This window comes from Krasilnikovia sp. M28-CT-15 (assembly GCF_047159595.1).
Classification (GTDB): Bacteria; Actinomycetota; Actinomycetes; order Mycobacteriales; family Micromonosporaceae; genus Actinoplanes.
The window spans coordinates 3,891,504-3,906,360 of record NZ_BAAGAK010000001.1; the positions used below are offsets into that span (position 1 = coordinate 3,891,504).

A 14,857-nucleotide genomic window follows, 5' to 3' on the forward strand; every position below is an offset into this window, starting at 1 on the left:
TGGTCACGGCATGAGACTCCTCGTGCTGGGCGGTACCGGCTTCGTCGGCCGCGCCGTCGTCGAGGCCGCGCTGGACCGCGGCCACCAGGTCACCGTGCTCAACCGCGGCCACCGTCGCCCGCCCGGCGGCGCGGTGCGGGTGCTGACCGGAGACCGGCACCACCCGGATGGGCTCGCCGCGCTGGCCGGCGGCGACTGGGACGCGGTGGTGGACACCTGGTCGGGGGCGCCGGCCGCGGTCCGCGACGCGGCCCGGGCGCTGCGCGGCCGTGCCGGGCACTACACGTACGTGTCGAGCCGGTCGGTGTACCGCATGGATGCGGCGGCGCCGTTCACCGAGGACAGCCCCGTGGTCGAGGGCAGCGCCGACGCGGGTGACGACGTGGACTATGCGGCCCTCAAGCGCGGCGGTGAGCTGGGGGCGCAGCAGTTCGGCGCGGCGGTGCTGCTGGCCCGCCCGGGGCTGATCCTCGGCCCGTACGAGGACATCGGGCGGCTGCCGTGGTGGCTGGGGCGGCTGGCCGCGGGCGGGCCGACGCTGGCGCCGGGGCCCGCCGATCTGGCGTTGCAGTACGTCGACGCCCGGGACCTGGCCGTGTTCGTGCTGGACGCGGCCGCGCAGGGCCGCGGCGGCGCGTACGACGTGGTGAGTCCCAGCGGGCACACCACGATGGGTGAGCTGTTGCGGACCGCGAACGCGGTCACCGGCGGCCGCGCCGAGTTGCGGTGGACCGATCCGGACGTGATCCTCGCCGCCGGGATCGAGCCGTGGACGCAGCTGCCGGTGTGGCTGCCCCCGGGCCCGCTGCACACGATGCTGCACGGCAGCGATGTGCGCCGGGCGCTGGCGGCGGGGCTTCGGGTACGCCCGGTGGCCGAGACGGTCGCGGACACGTGGGCGTGGCTGCAGAGCGTGGACGGGGTGGCGCCGCAACGCCCGGACCGGCCGACGGTGGGCCTGGACTCCGCCGTCGAGGCCGCGGTGCTGGCCGGGTAGCGACGCCGGGCCCGGCCCCGGCCGGCCGGGGAGATTGCCGGGATCCGCGCGATCGGCGGGCGGCGCGCCGAGGGTCAGCTCAGCAGCCAGCCGTTGTCCTCGGCCATGAGCACGGCCTCCGCCCGGGTGCGGGTGCCGGTCTTGCCGATCGCGGCCGACAGGTGGTTGCGGACCGTGCCCTCGGACAGGTGCAGCTGCCGGGCGATGTCGGCGACCGTGCCGCCGGTGCGGGCGGCGCGCAGCACGTCGGTCTCCCGTTCGGTCAGCGGTGAGTCGCCGTTTGCCAGGGACTGCGCGGCCAGCGCCGGATCGACCACCCGCAGTCCCCGGTGGACGCGGCGGACCGCGTCGGCGAGCTGCCGGGCCGGGGTGTCCTTGACGATGAACCCGGCGGCGCCGGCCGCCATGGCCTGGCGCAGGTATCCGGCCCGGCCGAACGTGGTCACCATGAGCACCTTGCAGCCGGGCAGCTGCCGGTGCAGTTCCCGGGCGGCGGAGACCCCGTCCAGGCCGGGCATCTCGACATCCAGCAGGGCGACGTCGGCCTGGTGGGTGCGGGCCGCGGTGAGGACCTCGTCGCCGCGGCCGACCTCGGCGACCACGCTCAGGTCGGGTTCCATGTCCAGCAGGGCGGCCATGGCGCCGCGGACCAGGGCCTGGTCGTCGGCCAGCAACAGTCGGATCATGACGGTACCTCCACCCGTACCCGGAATCCGGGTGTGTTCTCGCGCCGCCCCACGGTCAGGGTGGCGCCGAGGGCGTCGGCGCGGCGGCGCAGCCCGCGCAGGCCCTGCCCGTCGGTGGCCGGGGCCGGGCCGGCCGTCCCGTCGTCGACGATCTCGACGAGGGCCGGGGTGAGGCGGACCTCGACGTGCGCGGCGCGGGCGTGGCGGACCACGTTGGTCACCGCCTCCCGGATGGTCCACGCGAACAGTTCCCGGTAGGCGGTGGGCACCTCGTCGGTGGCGCCGGGCAGGTCCGCGGCGATGTGCGCGGCGGCCAGGGCCTGCCGGGCGGCGGCGATCTCGCCGGGCAGGGAGATGCCGCGCACGCCCAGCGCGGTGGCGCGCACGTCGGTCAGGGCGTCGCGGGCCAGGGCTTCCAGGTCCCGCAGCTCGGTGCGGGCCTTGTCGAGGTCGACGTCGAGCAGCCGCTGCGCCAGTTCCGCCTTCACCGCCACGACCGTCAGCGAATGGCCGAGGATGTCGTGCAGGTCGGCGGCGATGCGGGCGCGTTCGGTGGCGACCGCGAGCGTGGCCAGTTCCTGCTGGGCGGCGCGCAGCCGCGCCTGGCGTTCGGCGGCGAGCCGGATGCCGTAGGTGGCGACGCAGGCGAACAGCACGGCCAGCCCGTAGCCGTTGTCCTCCCAGCCGGGCACGAGCCGCGACAGCAGTTCGGTGACCACGGCGAGGACCGCGGCGAACGGCACGGCCTGGGTCAGGGGCAGCCCCATCAGGGCGATGGAGGCGATGTACACCGAGCAGGCCAGGGCGTGGTGTCCGGCGCCGGGTATCTGCAGGGCGGCCAGGACGAGCAGGGCGGCGATGTACGCCCACAGGCGGGCGTTGTGGTGCGGCGCCGGGTCGGGCGGGTCCGCCCGCAGCCGGGAGGGCACGTCGCGGCGCAGCCCGCGCAGTGCCGACACCGCGACCAGGTACAGCCCGGCGAACCCGGCGAGGGCGGCCAGGCCCACGGTGCGGGCCCAGCCGCCGGGATGGTTCAGGAGGGCGTGCAGGTTCGCGCCGAGGTAGAACAGCCAGATCGCGGCGAAGGCCCAGCCGTACCGGTTGCCGCGCTCCGGCGGGTGCGCCGCCGTCATCGCCCGCACGCTACCGGGCCGCTCAGACGCGGGCGGTGTCGCGGCGGAACCGCCACATCGCGCCGGCCGCGAACACCGCCGTCCACGCCGCCACGTTGACGATCGCCACGGCCAGGTTGCCTTCGTGGACCAGCGGGTAGCGGGCGATCGCGCCGACGCCGTACGCGGGGGTGAACTTCGCGATCGTGGCGAAGGTGTGGCCGAGCATGTCCGGCGGTACGAACAGCCCGCCCGCGAACGCCAGCACGGCCAGCACGGGGCCGAGGATCTGCATGACGTTCTCGCTGGGCAGCAGGTAGCCCATGAACAGCCCGAACGCGGCGAACACCAGCGCGCACAGCCAGGCCAGCAGCCCGCATTCCAGCCAGGCGGCGGCGGGCAGCTGCGCGCCGGTGAACGCGCCCACGGTGAACGCGACCGCCACCGCGGCCGCGCCGATGATCATGGCGAGGGTGAGCTTGACCGCCACGTACGCGAGGGGCCGCAGCGGGGTCAGGCGCAGCTGGCGGCTCCACCCGGCGGCGCGTTCCACGCTGACCATGGCGCCGCCGCTGGTGGTGGCGAGCATCGCCCCGTACACGGCCATGCTGATCAGCACGTAGCCGGTGACGTTGCCGGCACCTGCGCGTTCGGTGCGGTAGCTGTCGTTCGTGCCGAACAGCAGGAAGAACACGGCCGGCATGACCAGCGTGAAGATGATGGTGCGTTTGTTGCGCAGTGTGCGGCGCAGTTCCAGGCCGAGGACGGGCAGGCTGAACCCGCCGAGGCGGGGCAGGCGGCGGGTCGTGGTGGCGGTGCTCATCGGTTGCTCCCGTCGGTGGCGTCGGCGGCCGGGGTGGCGTCGGCGGCCGGGGTGTCGTCAGCGGCCGGGGTGTCGTCAGCGGTCAGTGCGAGGAAGGCGTCTTCCAGGTTCCGGGAGGTGATCTCCAGGTCCCGGGCGGGGGTGGCGGTGAGCAGGTGCCGGGCCACCGCGTCGGTGTCGCGGCCGTGCACCCGCACGGTGTCGCCGCGTACGTCCACCCGGTCCACCCCGGGCAGCGCCAGCAGGGCGTCGCGGTCCGCGCCGGGCCAGGTGGCGCGCACGGTACGGCCCGCGGCCAGGGCCTTGACCTCGGCGGCGGTGCCGTCGGCGACGATGCGGCCGCGGCGCACGAACACCACCCGGTCGGCGTGCGCGTCCGCCTCCTCCAGGTAGTGGGTGGCGAAGATGACGGTACGGCCGCCGCGGGCGTCCTCGCGGATGGCGTCCCAGAAGTCGTGGCGGCCCGCCACGTCCATGCCGGTGGTGGGTTCGTCGAGGATCAGCAGGTCGGGGTCGGGCAGCAGGGCCATCGCGAAGCGCAGCCGCTGCTGCTGCCCGCCGGAGCACTTGCCGACCAGCCGGGCGCCGATCTCGGCGATGCCGGCGCGTTCGAGGGCGTCGGCGGCGTCCCGGGCCGGGCGGCCGAACAGGGCGGCGACCAGCCGTACGGTCTCGGCGACGGTGTAGTCCTTGAGCAGCCCGCCGGTCTGCATCACCGCCGAGACCAGGCCGAGCGCCACCGCGTCCTGCGGCGCGCGCCCGTACACGCGGACCGTGCCGGCGTCGGGGCGTGAGAGGCCCAGCAGCATGTCCACGGTGCTGGTCTTGCCGGCGCCGTTGGGGCCGAGCAGTGCCACCACCTCACCGGGGCGGATGCTCAGGTCGATGCCGTCGACGGCGGTGACGGGGCCGAAGCGTTTGACGACGCCGTCGAGGGCGACGGCGAGGTGGGCGGACGCGGCGGGCGTGTCCGCGGGTGCGGCGGTGAGGGTCATGGATTCATCCTGACCTGCCGCGGCACGGCGGCCCTGGCCCGGGCGTCACGGCGCGGCCATGACATTCGTCAGGGATCGGCACTCGGTGGGCCGCTGGTAAGCCACCTTTACGATCGTGGCGTGCGAGGCGACATCGATGATCATGACGTCCGGCGGTGGGTGCTGCGGTCGTGGTGGCCATGGATGTACCGCCTGCCGGACACGGTGAGACTGCTGATGCCGGTGTTCGCGGGCGTCGTCCTGGTGGTCGCGTTGGTGGGCCTGTCGTTCGCCGACGACATCGGTCGCTGGCTCAAGCCCCCGCTGTTCAGCTACCACGACGGCAGCCGGGTCGATGTGTACGCCGCCGACGGCTGCCTGGACGCCCTGACCCGCAAGCGCCGCAGAGACACCGTGCGCCACTACTGCGCGTGGGCCAGGCCGCCGGAGGCGGGCGCCTGGGTGCCGGTGACCGAACAGTTCTACCGGCTCGACGACGACCGGAGCCACGCCGTGGAGGTGGTCGCGTTCGGGCTGCTGCCCGACGACGCCCGGCGGGTGCGGTACACCCTGCCCGGCGGCCAGGTCGTCGAGGCCACCGCCGAGCACCACGACGCCCTGCACCATCCGGCCTTCTGGATACACCTGACCGGGCTGCGGCTGCCCGTCGACCTGCGCGCGACCGGCGGCCGCGCCGCCTTCGCCAGCCTGCGGGTCCTCGACGCCGCCGGACAGGAGATCCCCGTTGTCTGACACCGAGCGCCCCTGGACGGACTACGTGGTGCCGGCGGCCGTCCTGGCCGCGGGGCTCGGACTGCTGCTCCTGATGCGATGGATCACACCCCCGGAACCGCCGCCCGTGCCGTACCGGTTCGTCGAGCGCGGCGTGCTGGGGCAGACCCGCTGGTCGGTCCTGGTCGCCGACCCGGACGGCAGGCCGTGCCTGCAGGTCCGCGTCGACGGCGCGGAACGGGCCCTGATGTGCGACCGCGACTGGGACCTGCCGCCGGGTCCGGCGACGATGCTGTGGTCCTCCGGGGAGACACCGCGCCCGACGAACCTGCGCCCGCCCCCGCTGCTGCAGGTCGACGGGGTCGGTTCCGACCGGGTGCTGGTGGCCTCGGTGCTGCCCGACACGATCACCGAGGTGCGGCTGAGCGCCACCGGCGGGCCGGACGAGACGCTGACGCCGCGACGGCTGGACCCGGACCGGCAGCTCACCTTCGTCGCCGCGGTCGTCGCGCGCGACCAGCTCGCCGGCCCGCAGGCGTTCGACCGCACCGGCCAGACGATCTGGTATCAGCGTCGGTAGTCGACGCGCGGGTCAGTCGGCCCGGCGCGCCGCCTCCCGGCGCTGCCGTTTGCCCATCGGCTGCTGCGACAGGTCCACGGTCTGCGCGGTGAGATCCCGGTAGCCGTACCCGTGGGTGGTCAGCCAGGACTCGGCGGTTGCCACCGCCCGGGCCTGCGCGGCCGGGATCTCGTCCTCGACGTCGACCTCGTCGGCGAACCGGAACGTGAAGAACGGCCGGGCCGCCACGTCGTAGCTCAGATGCCCTTCGCGGGTGTACTCGGCGCGCAGAACGTCGTGCGCGGCGGCATCGGCCAGCAGATCGGCGCGCTGTTCGGCGCTGAGATCGGCGAATGCGCCGCGGACGGTGACACGCAGGGATCGGCTGTTCACCGGGCGACCATACGGTGCTGCCCCGCCGCGCGCACCGCAATTGCCCGGTACGCGAGGCAGCGCCGGCCGTGGCGCGACCGGATTTCCGTGCGCCGGTCGGGCCCGCGCTGCCTGTCGTTGATGACGCGCAAGGATGGGGCGGTGCGACCGTCGCTTTCCACCCCACCCGCCATCCCCGCCGGAGCCCTGGCCGCAGGCCCGCAACCGGTTCTCTGCGCGCCGGGCAACCTGGTCCTGCGCCCCTGGGAGCACGGCGACGCTGCCGCCTTCTACGCCGCATACCAGGACCCGGCGATCCGGCACTGGCACACCCGCCAGCCCGCCTCCGAGGACGAGGTGCGGCAGTGGTTCGAGCAGTACCGCCAGAACTGGGCGCAGGAAACGGGCGCGAGCTGGGCGGTGACCCACGACGGCGGCGAGGTGCTCGGCCGGATGGCGATGGGGAGCCTGAATCTCGACGACGGCGTTGCGGGGTGCGGGTACTGGGTGCTCCCGGCCGCCCGCGGCGCCGGGGTGGCTCCCCGGGCGCTGGCAGCCCTGAGCGCCTGGGTACTCGGCGATGCCGGCTTCCACCGCCTGCACCTGGATCACTCGACCCGCAACCAGGCCTCCTGCCGCGTCGCCGTGAAGGCCGGATTCCAGCTGGAGGGCACTAAACGCAGCGACGCCATCCACTCCGACGGCCGCCACGACATGCACCTGCACGCCCGTATCCGCACCTCGCAGGTGTGATTACGCCATGACGTTTCCTCAACGGCCGAATCGGCCCGATCCGGCGCGCCACCCGGGCGGAGGGTCCTCACCGACCAGGCCGTCGACGGCCTCGCGGAGCAGGTCGGCGTGGCCGGTGTGCCGGCCGTACTCCTCGATCAGATCGCACAGCAGACGGCGCAGGCTGGGGTGGCGGCCGTCGGGCCCGGCGATGTGGACGGGCTGGTCGAGTCCCCCACCGGACAGGGCCGCATCGAGCCGCCCGCGTGACCGGTCGACGGCGACATCCCACAGTGTGTAGAGCCGCTCCGGGGCGTCCTCGGCGGCCGAGGTGAACTCCCAGTCCGGGTCGGCGTCCCAGTCGGCCGTGTCCCACGGCGCGCCCAGCGGCGTGCCGTCGAGCTTGGTGCCGAGCGTGTGCTCCTCGACGAGCGCGAGGTGCTTGAGCAGGCCACCCAGCGTCAGGTGGGAGGAACCGATGCGGGTCCGCAGGCCGGCCGCGTCGAGCGCGTCAGCCTTCCAGCGGAACGTCGTGCGCAGGCGGTTGAGCGCACCGACGAGCTGCTCCGCCTCGCTGCCCGCGAGGGGCGGTTCCCACGGGGTGTCGTTGTCGCCCATGGCGAGACCTTAGCCCGCACTAACGACCCCGGCGCCGCCGGACCGCGATCCCCCACCGCGCCGGCCCTGGCCGCCGACCGTTGTCGGCGACGTGGTTACGGCTCAATGGCTGCCTCCTGGACGGTGCGCATGCTGCCGATGCCGCGGCTGAATGTCGCCGCGACCGCCGAGGCGGTCACCCCGGCCGCGAACAACAGCAGCGTCGCAGGGCCGTTCCACACCGCGACGAACGTCCCGGCCAGCACGGGCGCGGCCGCGGCGGCGGACGTCGCGCACAGCAGGATGACGCTGACCACTCGTCCCTGCAACCGGTCCGGTGTGATGGCGGCCTGGTAGCCGAAGAGGGCGGCGTTGCAGGCGGGGCCGAGGAAGACGGCGAACGCGACCGGCACGGCGGCGGCGATGTTCGCGGTGAACACCGCACTCAGGGCGACCAGTGCCACCGCCGCCCAGCAGATCGCCCGCACCAACACCGGGAGCCGCAGCCGCCGCTGCAACGCGGGTGCCACGACGGCCCCGGCCAGGCCACCAGCCGCGATGATGGTGTCGACCAGGCCGATGACAGCGGGTGCGGTGCCGTGTTGCTGCAACGTGACGACGACGGCGAAGATGGCCCCGGTCAGGGCGAAGTTCAGGGGCGCGGCGATGATCAGCACCGCGCGCAGGAACGGGTTGGTCAGGACGAAGCGCATGCCCTCGGCCAGCGCGGCGGTGTGCCCGGCGGGCGGTGCCTCGGTCCGGCACTGCAAGGGCCGGCGGATCAGGACGACGCCGGCGAGCGACGCCAGGTACGTGAGCGCGTTGACGGCGAACGGCACCGCGTGTGCCAGCCCGAACAGCAGACCGCCCAGAGGTGGTCCGGCCAGACCGGCGGCGTGGTTGCGTGCTTCGTTGCGGGCGACGGCGGTGGGCAGGTGGGACGGTCCGACGATGCTCCGCAGCGCGGCGTGTTCCACCGTACTGAAGAAGGTGTGCCCGACCGCGTCGACGACCGCAACGATGATGATCGCGGTGATGCCTGCGTGTCCGGTCCACACGGCGGCGGCGAGGCCGGCCAGCGCGGTGAGCCGGACCAGGTCACAGACGATCATTGCGCGGCGGCGGTCGACCCGGTCGGCGGCGACTCCGGCGGGCAGTCGGCACACGAGCTGCACGACCAGCGACAGGGTGCCGACCAGGCCGGCCTGCACCGGCGAGCCGGTGAGGACGAGCACGAGAAGCGGCATCGCCAGTGTGGACAGGGACGCACCGAGGTCGGACAGTGTCTGGCTGGTCCACAGCAGGTTGAAGTCCCGGTTGCGCCACAGGCTGGTGGCCGGCTCCGTCGCCCCGGCAACTCCGGTATCGCTGGCGGCCGAAGGTTCGGCGCTCGGCAGGGCCGTGGCGCTGCCGGCGGGGCTGGTCATTGCGGGGCCCTTCTCGGGTACGCCTGCAGGACGACCACCACGGTTTCGGCGTCGTCGGCTGGGTGGTCCTTGAGGTTGTGCCGTTCGATGACCTGCTGAATCTCCTCCTGCATGGCTACCAGCCGTTCGGGCGTCAGGCGGACCACCGCGTCGCCGCCGCCCGCCGCCTCGCGCCAGGCTGCGCTCCACTCACCACGGGCGACCTGATCGCGGTACGTGTCGACCAGGCTGTCCCAGACACGGTGGGCAGCCTGTTCCAGGGCTCGGATCGCTTCCGGTCCGCCCGCGCCGAGGCTGTCGAGGTCGTCGCTCCACTGCGTGCTGTCGGTGGCGGACTTCCACCACCGTTCCCGTCCGTGCCGGCCCTTGCCCAGCTCGGGTGCCTCCACGACGAAGCCGTAGCGGGCGAGCAGCCGCAGGTGATGGCTGGTCTGCCCGGAGTCGGTGTCGAGGCGCCGGGCGAGCATGGCGGAGGTGGCTGGGCCGTCGACCCGCAGGGAACCGATGATCCGCATGCGTAGCGGATGAGCCATGGCGCGCAGGGTCTCCACCTCGGTGAGGTGCAGCTGGCGGCGTGGCGACCCGTCCGGACGTGCATCTCGCTCAGTTGACCGTGACATGGTTGCAGAGTATTTGATGCATAGATTCTCTGCAACACCTCGTCGTGATGTTCATGGATGTGCCGGACGTTGATCGTTCGTCAGGGGGCGGTCGCCGCGGGGGCGACGCGACGTCTCCTGTCGTCGCGGGTCAGCTCCGCTGCCGCCTGGGCAACAGGACGCTGGCCAACGCGATAGCCAGGGCGACTCCGACCGCCAGGCCGAAGACCAGTTCGTACCCCGAGGCCAGAGCCTCAGGAGAGAAACCGTTACCGCTGTGCGAGGCGGCGCGGGCGGCGGCCGCGGTCGCGAACACCGCCAGCGCCACCGAACCACCGACCTGGCTGGCCGTGTTGGCCAGGCCACCGACGATGCCGGCGTCGCGCGGCTCGACGTCGGCGGTCGCCGACGCCATCAACGTCGGGAATACCAGGCCGATGCCGATCGCAACGAGCAGTGTCGGGCCCAGGACGCTCGCCACGTAGTGGCTGCCGACGCCCGCCTGCGAGAGCCAGGCGAACCCGGCTCCGAGGCACGCGCACCCGGCCAGCACCAGCGGGCGCACGCCGGTCTTCGGCAGCCAGCCGGCGGCGAACCGCGCGACCACCACGAACATGACCGCGGCCGGCGTCTGTCCCAGCCCGGCGTCGAGCGCGCTGTAGCCCAGCACGTTCTGCATGAAGAGCGAGGTGAAGAACCACATCGCGATGGCGATGCCACCGAACAGGAGAAGCATCGCGTGGCTGACCGCCACGCCGCGGTTGCTGAACAGCCGCAGCGGCATCATCGGCGCCGTGGCGAACCGCTGCTCCACCACCAGGAAGATCGCCAGCAGGAGGACGCCGGCCACGACCGGGACGAACACCCGCCCGGATCCCCACGCGTGGTCGGCGGTCTGCATGACTCCGTAGATCAGTGCCGCCAGCCCGGCCGTACCGGTAATCGCACCGACCAGGTCCAGCGCCTCGCGGCGGCCGGGCCGCGCGGTCAGCGACGCCATCGCCACCGCGATCAGCACCGCCCCGATCGGCACGTTGATCAGGAACACCCACCGCCAGGACAGCCCGGTCGTCAGCACACCGCCGGCAACCGCACCGACCATGCCGCCGACGCCACCGGACGCGGACCACGCTCCGAACGCCCGGGCGCGCTGCGCCCCCGCCACGAAGCAGGTGTTGATCACTGCGAGGGTGGCCGGGGCCAGCATCGCGCCACCCAGCCCCTGCGCGGCGCGGGCGACGACCAGCATCTCCGCGGTGGTCGCCAGGCCCGCCACCAGGCTGGCCAGTGAGAACAGGGCGAGCCCGGACACCAGCATGCGGCGGTGACCGAACAGGTCGGCCGTGCGACCGCCCAGGAGCATGAATCCGGCGAACGCCAGGACGTAGCCGTTCACCACCCAGACCAGTCCGGTGTCGCTGAACCCGAGATCCCGCTGCACCGCCGGCAGCGCGACGTTGACGATCGACACATCGAGAATGACCATGAACTGGCAGGCGCATGTCAGCGCGAGAACCAGCCAGGCCGGGCCGGTGTACGGCTTGACCGCCTGGCTGCCGGCACGGGTAGCCGTCATGACTTCCTCCGCTTCATCGGATTGGGCCTCAGGCACTCTGAGCAGCGCCCGCGACGAGGGGGGCGCCCGTCAAGCGGACGGCGAAGCCGGCCAGCCGCCGGCCCTGGTAGCGGGCGGCATCGAGGGCCGCGGCGCCGGCGCCGGCACCCCCGGTCGAGACGGTGCCGTAGGGGTTGCCACCCGCGGCGTAGATCGACGGGTCGGTGAATCCGGGCGGCACGATCAGCGCGCCCCAGTGGTAGAAGACGTTGCCCAGGGCGAGGATCGTGGCCTCGCTGCCGCCGTGCCGGTTGTAGGCCGAGGTGAACGCCGTCACCGGCTTGTCGGCCAGGACTCCGTCGCGCCACAGGCCGCCCGCCTGGTCGATGAACTGCTTGAGCTGCGCGGCCGGCGTCCCGAACCGGGTCGGCGTGCCGAACGCGTACGCGTCGGCCCAGGCCAGGTCGTCGAGCTGGGCCACCGGCACCGAGCTGGTGGCGTCGAGATGCTGACGCCACTGCGGGTTCTGGTCGATGGCCTCGGCGGGGGCCAGCTCGGCGGCCCGACGCAGCCGCACCTCGGCCCCGGCCGAAGTGGCGCCCTCGGCGACGGCCTCAGCGAGGGCGTGCACCGTGCCCGTCGAGCTGTAGTAGAAAACTGCGACCTTCACCGTCATGTCGACTCCTCGGCTGTGTAGCATTAGTTATGCGCGTAATGGTTATGCGCATAATCTTATGCGCGTAACGAACGCTGTTGTCAAGGAGGGTCCATGGATCCCGAGTACGCCGAGGCCCTCAATCAGGGGATCCGCCTGCTCAGCCTGCGACACCGGGCCCGGGCGGCGCAGTTGCTGGCCCCGCTCGGCCTGCACGCCGGTCAAGAGGCCGTGCTGCTGGAGCTTGACCGGACCGGCCCGCTGATCCAGGCTCAGCTCAGCGAGGCGCTGGGCTGCGAGCCCCCCAGCGTCACGCTGATGACTCGCAAGCTGGAGGCTTCCGGCCACATCCGGCGCAGCCCCGATCCGGCCGACAAACGCGCCACCGTCGTAGCGCTGACCGACAGCGGCAAAGCGCTTGCCGACCAGGTCCGGGAGCTGTGGGTCACCCTCGCGGAGGAGACGGTTCGCGACCTGCCCGCCGCCACGCTGAGGCAGCTGCCCGGCATCCTGCGCACCATGTCCACCAACGTGGACGGCAAATCGTCTGCCTAGCTGATACCTGCCGGGCGGGCAACTGATGGGTCATCACAAACGATGACCTCCGCCCTGATCAACATGGCGCAGCGCTCGGTGGTGGCTTCCGGGACACCGATGTCATCGTCATGCAGGCCCTGGCCGACGTGGCGTCCATCGCCCCGCGCCATCCACCGCGGTGAGCTGTTCACCACCGCACGGCGGTCGCCGTCGCCTGACCGGTCTTCTGGCCGTGCTGAGGCGCCGGGTCGCGTCCCGCCGGCACACCTGGGCATCTGGGCCGGGGCCGCCTGCCCCGTTTGCGGTGGCGCCGCGCGTACCCTGGACGCGCGGACAGCCCGTTCCCGCCCGGCCATCGCGGCGAGTACGGCTGGCCCCTGCCGCTGGTGATCGCCCTCGTCGCCCCGGACCCCGGTGACAGCCTCGTTCGTCGAGAACCCCGGAGTCTTTGATGATCCCGCACGTCGACCCGCCGCGGTTACCGCGGCGACCGTCCGGCAGCAACTGGCTCCCCGCCCATCGCGGCAGCGGCCCGGCCGTCGCGGTCCAGCCGCCGCCGCGGATGGCCTGCGCTCCGGCGGCGCCGGCCGATCGTGATCACCCGCCGCGGCACCATGCGCGGCGTCTCCCCACGCAGCTCACCCGGGACCCGCAGCGGCAGCGGCTCGAGTTCGTCACCGCCGACCCCGACCACGCCCAGACCTACCTCTCCGCCGCCTACGCCACGGCCGTCACCATCCGCGCCGCCCGCGACACCTACCGGTTCCGGCACCTACGGCTCGGTCCTGGCCCGTTCCTGGTCGACACCCTCGACGACCAGGCGCCCGCCGAGTACCGCAGCGGCCCGGCCGCGGCGATCCTCGTCGGGCGGGTCCACCGGGGATGGTGCATGGACCTTGCCCTCGACGACCGGTACGGCCCCGGTGACCTCGTCCTGCACGCCGACCTGGACCGGGCGTACCACGGATGGCACGAATCGCTCCGGGCGTCCATCGTCGCCCTCCCGCCGCAAGCCGTCGCCGAGGCCGCCCGAAACCACCCCGACGGCCCCCCGCCCCGGCTGCGCTTCACCGCAACACGCCCCGCGCACCCGGCGGATGCTCGCCGCTGGCTGTCCGTGGTCGACCACGTCAGCGACAGCCTGCACACCGCGCCCGAGTTCATCACCAATCCCCTGATGGTCGGCCCGACGACCCGGTTGCTCGCGGCGGCCCTGCTCACCACTTTCCCCAACACCTGTGTCCCCGGGCCGCACCATTACGACCGCACCGACGCCACTCCCGCCGCCCTGACCCGTGCGGTCGCGTTCATGGAGGCCAACGCCGATCTCGACATCACCGCCGTCGACATCGCCCGGGCTGCCCGCGTCACCATCCGCGCCGTCCACCGCGCCTTCCGCCGCCACCTCGACACCACCCCCACCGCCTACCTGCGCCGGGTCCGGCGCGACCGCGCTGATGAGAGATCCACTTGGGACAGCCAGCCGGACGACTCACCGGCACCGTGACGCTGGGGGCGCAAGGCCGTCACCGGTGCAGGGTGTCCGAGGGTGCGCAGCCGTAGACGGCGCGGTAGGAAGCGGCGAACCGGCCCAGATGGGTGAAGCCCCACCGGTGCGCGACGGCGGCCACCCCGGTCACGGCCGGGTCTGCCCAGCGCAACTCGTCATGGGCGCAAGCCAGGCGAACCTGCCGCAGATACCCCATGGGCGAGGTGCCCAGCTGCTGGTGGAAGCCCTGCTGCAGGGCGCGGGCGCTCACCTGAGCGACGGCAGCCAGCGTGCTGAGCGTCATCGCTCGGCCCGGATCAGCGTGGATCGCGTCGACAGCGCGGCGCACCGGCCCCGACCGGCAGGACCCCACGGGCCGGTCCAGCGTCTCCCGGCCGGGATGCTCGGCGGCCAGCAGCAGCCCGCGCAGCACCGCATCGGCCAACGGCTGCCACACCAACGGCTGAGCGGCCCCACCGTCGCCGGTGACGGCCTCCGCGACCAGCAGCCGCACCAGCCGCGACCAGCCACGCCCCGCCGGGCTGGTCAGATCGATGGCCGGGCCGAACCGGATCGGCCTGGCCACCGCACGGCCCAGCATGCCGGCCAGAGTGGACTCCAGCGTCTGCTGGTCGATCGTGACCGAGTAGGTCAGACAGGCGCCGCTGGAGCAGGAGCGGACCTCACCGACCGGCTGATACACCGCCGCGCACGCGCCGGTGAGCTCCACCTCAGCGCCGCGGTGATGCGACAACGTCCGGCCCGGGCCGCAGAAACCGACCAGGTAACACCGCTGCAGATCCGCAGCGACAACGCGCAGTCCCGCCGTGTGCAACGTCCGGCACACCGTCAGCGGGCCGAAGGCGAGCTGCTCGTACCGGCACCGGTACGGCCGCTGCGAGGACAGCACCTCCAGGGCCAGCGGAAACGCCGCCTGCTCAATCACGGCCCGGGCCTCATCCCGGTCCCGCGTCTCGAACGACGAGAACACCACCACCACACCGCGAAGCT

General features: G+C 73.2%; 17 protein-coding genes. 6 read left to right on the forward strand and 11 right to left on the reverse strand.

Annotated features, from left to right (window positions below):
• Positions 1 to 10 precede the first annotated feature (10 nt).
• Complete coding sequence (locus ACMCNO_RS17920) at positions 11 to 997, forward strand: NAD-dependent epimerase/dehydratase family protein (RefSeq protein WP_412750582.1); 987 nt, start codon at positions 11 to 13, stop codon at positions 995 to 997.
• Positions 998 to 1,071: 74 nt separating this feature from the next.
• On the opposite strand, the gene ACMCNO_RS17925 is transcribed toward ACMCNO_RS17920, so the two are convergent.
• Genes ACMCNO_RS17925 through ACMCNO_RS17940 form a run of 4 tightly spaced genes read right to left on the reverse strand, consistent with a single transcriptional unit; the run spans position 1,072 to position 4,613 of the window.
• Entirely contained in the window at positions 1,072 to 1,683 is a 612-nt protein-coding gene (locus tag ACMCNO_RS17925; protein ID WP_412750583.1) for a response regulator, read from the reverse strand.
• Positions 1,680 to 2,816: a sensor histidine kinase gene (locus ACMCNO_RS17930; protein ID WP_412750584.1), complete on the reverse strand. Its 1,137-nt coding sequence runs from the start codon at positions 2,814 to 2,816 to the stop codon at positions 1,680 to 1,682. The genes ACMCNO_RS17925 and ACMCNO_RS17930 overlap by 4 nt, the downstream gene beginning before the upstream one ends.
• 22 nt (positions 2,817 to 2,838) lie before the next feature.
• Positions 2,839 to 3,618 carry an ABC transporter permease gene (locus ACMCNO_RS17935; protein WP_412750585.1) on the reverse strand — a complete coding sequence of 260 codons (780 nt, stop codon included), beginning with the start codon at positions 3,616 to 3,618 and terminating at the stop codon, positions 2,839 to 2,841.
• Entirely contained in the window at positions 3,615 to 4,613 is a 999-nt protein-coding gene (locus ACMCNO_RS17940; RefSeq protein WP_412750586.1) for an ABC transporter ATP-binding protein, read from the reverse strand. The genes ACMCNO_RS17935 and ACMCNO_RS17940 overlap by 4 nt, the downstream gene beginning before the upstream one ends.
• A 120-nt stretch (positions 4,614 to 4,733) precedes the next feature.
• Between ACMCNO_RS17940 and ACMCNO_RS17945 the strand changes: the two genes are divergently transcribed.
• Complete coding sequence (locus ACMCNO_RS17945) at positions 4,734 to 5,345, forward strand: hypothetical protein (RefSeq protein WP_412750587.1); 612 nt, start codon at positions 4,734 to 4,736, stop codon at positions 5,343 to 5,345.
• The gene (locus ACMCNO_RS17950; RefSeq protein WP_412750588.1) at positions 5,338 to 5,904 is read left to right on the forward strand and encodes a hypothetical protein; all 567 of its coding nucleotides are present in this window, start codon (positions 5,338 to 5,340) and stop codon (positions 5,902 to 5,904) included. Before ACMCNO_RS17945 ends, ACMCNO_RS17950 begins: the two co-directional genes overlap by 8 nt.
• 12 nt (positions 5,905 to 5,916) lie before the next feature.
• On the opposite strand, the gene ACMCNO_RS17955 is transcribed toward ACMCNO_RS17950, so the two are convergent.
• Positions 5,917 to 6,276: a DUF6204 family protein gene (locus tag ACMCNO_RS17955; RefSeq protein WP_412750589.1), complete on the reverse strand. Its 360-nt coding sequence runs from the start codon at positions 6,274 to 6,276 to the stop codon at positions 5,917 to 5,919.
• A 141-nt stretch (positions 6,277 to 6,417) separates the two neighbouring features.
• Here ACMCNO_RS17955 and ACMCNO_RS17960 point away from each other — a divergent pair, with 141 nt between their 5' ends.
• Positions 6,418 to 7,008 (forward strand): GNAT family N-acetyltransferase, encoded by a 591-nt coding sequence (locus ACMCNO_RS17960; RefSeq protein ID WP_412750590.1) that lies wholly within the window; start codon positions 6,418 to 6,420, stop codon positions 7,006 to 7,008.
• Between the two features lie 18 nt (positions 7,009 to 7,026).
• Here the strand turns inward: ACMCNO_RS17960 and ACMCNO_RS17965 are convergent, their stop codons facing one another.
• The 5 genes from ACMCNO_RS17965 to wrbA form a co-directional block, all read right to left on the reverse strand.
• Positions 7,027 to 7,605, reverse strand: coding sequence for a DUF664 domain-containing protein (locus ACMCNO_RS17965; protein WP_412750591.1), 579 nt, complete (start codon positions 7,603 to 7,605; stop codon positions 7,027 to 7,029).
• A 95-nt stretch (positions 7,606 to 7,700) separates the two neighbouring features.
• Positions 7,701 to 9,011 carry an MFS transporter gene (locus tag ACMCNO_RS17970; RefSeq protein ID WP_412750592.1) on the reverse strand — a complete coding sequence of 437 codons (1,311 nt, stop codon included), beginning with the start codon at positions 9,009 to 9,011 and terminating at the stop codon, positions 7,701 to 7,703.
• Complete coding sequence (locus ACMCNO_RS17975; RefSeq protein ID WP_412750593.1) at positions 9,008 to 9,631, reverse strand: helix-turn-helix domain-containing protein; 624 nt, start codon at positions 9,629 to 9,631, stop codon at positions 9,008 to 9,010. The genes ACMCNO_RS17970 and ACMCNO_RS17975 overlap by 4 nt, the downstream gene beginning before the upstream one ends.
• Positions 9,632 to 9,761: 130 nt before the next feature.
• Positions 9,762 to 11,186, reverse strand: coding sequence for an MFS transporter (locus ACMCNO_RS17980; protein WP_412750594.1), 1,425 nt, complete (start codon positions 11,184 to 11,186; stop codon positions 9,762 to 9,764).
• 28 nt (positions 11,187 to 11,214) lie between these two features.
• Complete coding sequence (gene wrbA / locus ACMCNO_RS17985) at positions 11,215 to 11,841, reverse strand: NAD(P)H:quinone oxidoreductase (protein WP_412750595.1); 627 nt, start codon at positions 11,839 to 11,841, stop codon at positions 11,215 to 11,217.
• A gap of 93 nt (positions 11,842 to 11,934) precedes the next feature.
• Between wrbA and ACMCNO_RS17990 the strand changes: the two genes are divergently transcribed.
• Complete coding sequence (locus ACMCNO_RS17990) at positions 11,935 to 12,375, forward strand: MarR family winged helix-turn-helix transcriptional regulator (protein ID WP_412750596.1); 441 nt, start codon at positions 11,935 to 11,937, stop codon at positions 12,373 to 12,375.
• Positions 12,376 to 12,808: 433 nt separating this feature from the next.
• Positions 12,809 to 13,864, forward strand: coding sequence for a hypothetical protein (locus ACMCNO_RS17995; RefSeq protein WP_412750597.1), 1,056 nt, complete (start codon positions 12,809 to 12,811; stop codon positions 13,862 to 13,864).
• 19 nt (positions 13,865 to 13,883) lie between these two features.
• Here the strand turns inward: ACMCNO_RS17995 and ACMCNO_RS18000 are convergent, their stop codons facing one another.
• Positions 13,884 to 14,846 (reverse strand): AraC family transcriptional regulator, encoded by a 963-nt coding sequence (locus tag ACMCNO_RS18000; protein ID WP_412750598.1) that lies wholly within the window; start codon positions 14,844 to 14,846, stop codon positions 13,884 to 13,886.
• Positions 14,847 to 14,857: the final 11 nt, after the last annotated feature.

Bases quoted from the DNA above. Each gene is read 5' to 3' on its own strand.
- ACMCNO_RS17990 (WP_412750596.1), top strand. From the start codon at position 11,935: ATGGATCCCGAGTACGCCGAGGCCCTCAATCAGGGGATCCGCCTGCTC.
- ACMCNO_RS17930 (WP_412750584.1), bottom strand. From the start codon at position 2,816: ATGACGGCGGCGCACCCGCCGGAGCGCGGCAACCGGTACGGCTGGGCC.
- ACMCNO_RS17940 (WP_412750586.1), bottom strand. From the start codon at position 4,613: ATGACCCTCACCGCCGCACCCGCGGACACGCCCGCCGCGTCCGCCCAC.
- ACMCNO_RS17935 (WP_412750585.1), bottom strand. From the start codon at position 3,618: ATGAGCACCGCCACCACGACCCGCCGCCTGCCCCGCCTCGGCGGGTTC.
- ACMCNO_RS17980 (WP_412750594.1), bottom strand. From the start codon at position 11,186: ATGACGGCTACCCGTGCCGGCAGCCAGGCGGTCAAGCCGTACACCGGC.
- ACMCNO_RS17970 (WP_412750592.1), bottom strand. From the start codon at position 9,011: ATGACCAGCCCCGCCGGCAGCGCCACGGCCCTGCCGAGCGCCGAACCT.
- wrbA (WP_412750595.1), bottom strand. From the start codon at position 11,841: ATGACGGTGAAGGTCGCAGTTTTCTACTACAGCTCGACGGGCACGGTG.
- ACMCNO_RS17965 (WP_412750591.1), bottom strand. From the start codon at position 7,605: ATGGGCGACAACGACACCCCGTGGGAACCGCCCCTCGCGGGCAGCGAG.
- ACMCNO_RS17995 (WP_412750597.1), top strand. From the start codon at position 12,809: ATGATCCCGCACGTCGACCCGCCGCGGTTACCGCGGCGACCGTCCGGC.
- ACMCNO_RS17920 (WP_412750582.1), top strand. From the start codon at position 11: ATGAGACTCCTCGTGCTGGGCGGTACCGGCTTCGTCGGCCGCGCCGTC.
- ACMCNO_RS17975 (WP_412750593.1), bottom strand. From the start codon at position 9,631: ATGTCACGGTCAACTGAGCGAGATGCACGTCCGGACGGGTCGCCACGC.
- ACMCNO_RS17925 (WP_412750583.1), bottom strand. From the start codon at position 1,683: ATGATCCGACTGTTGCTGGCCGACGACCAGGCCCTGGTCCGCGGCGCC.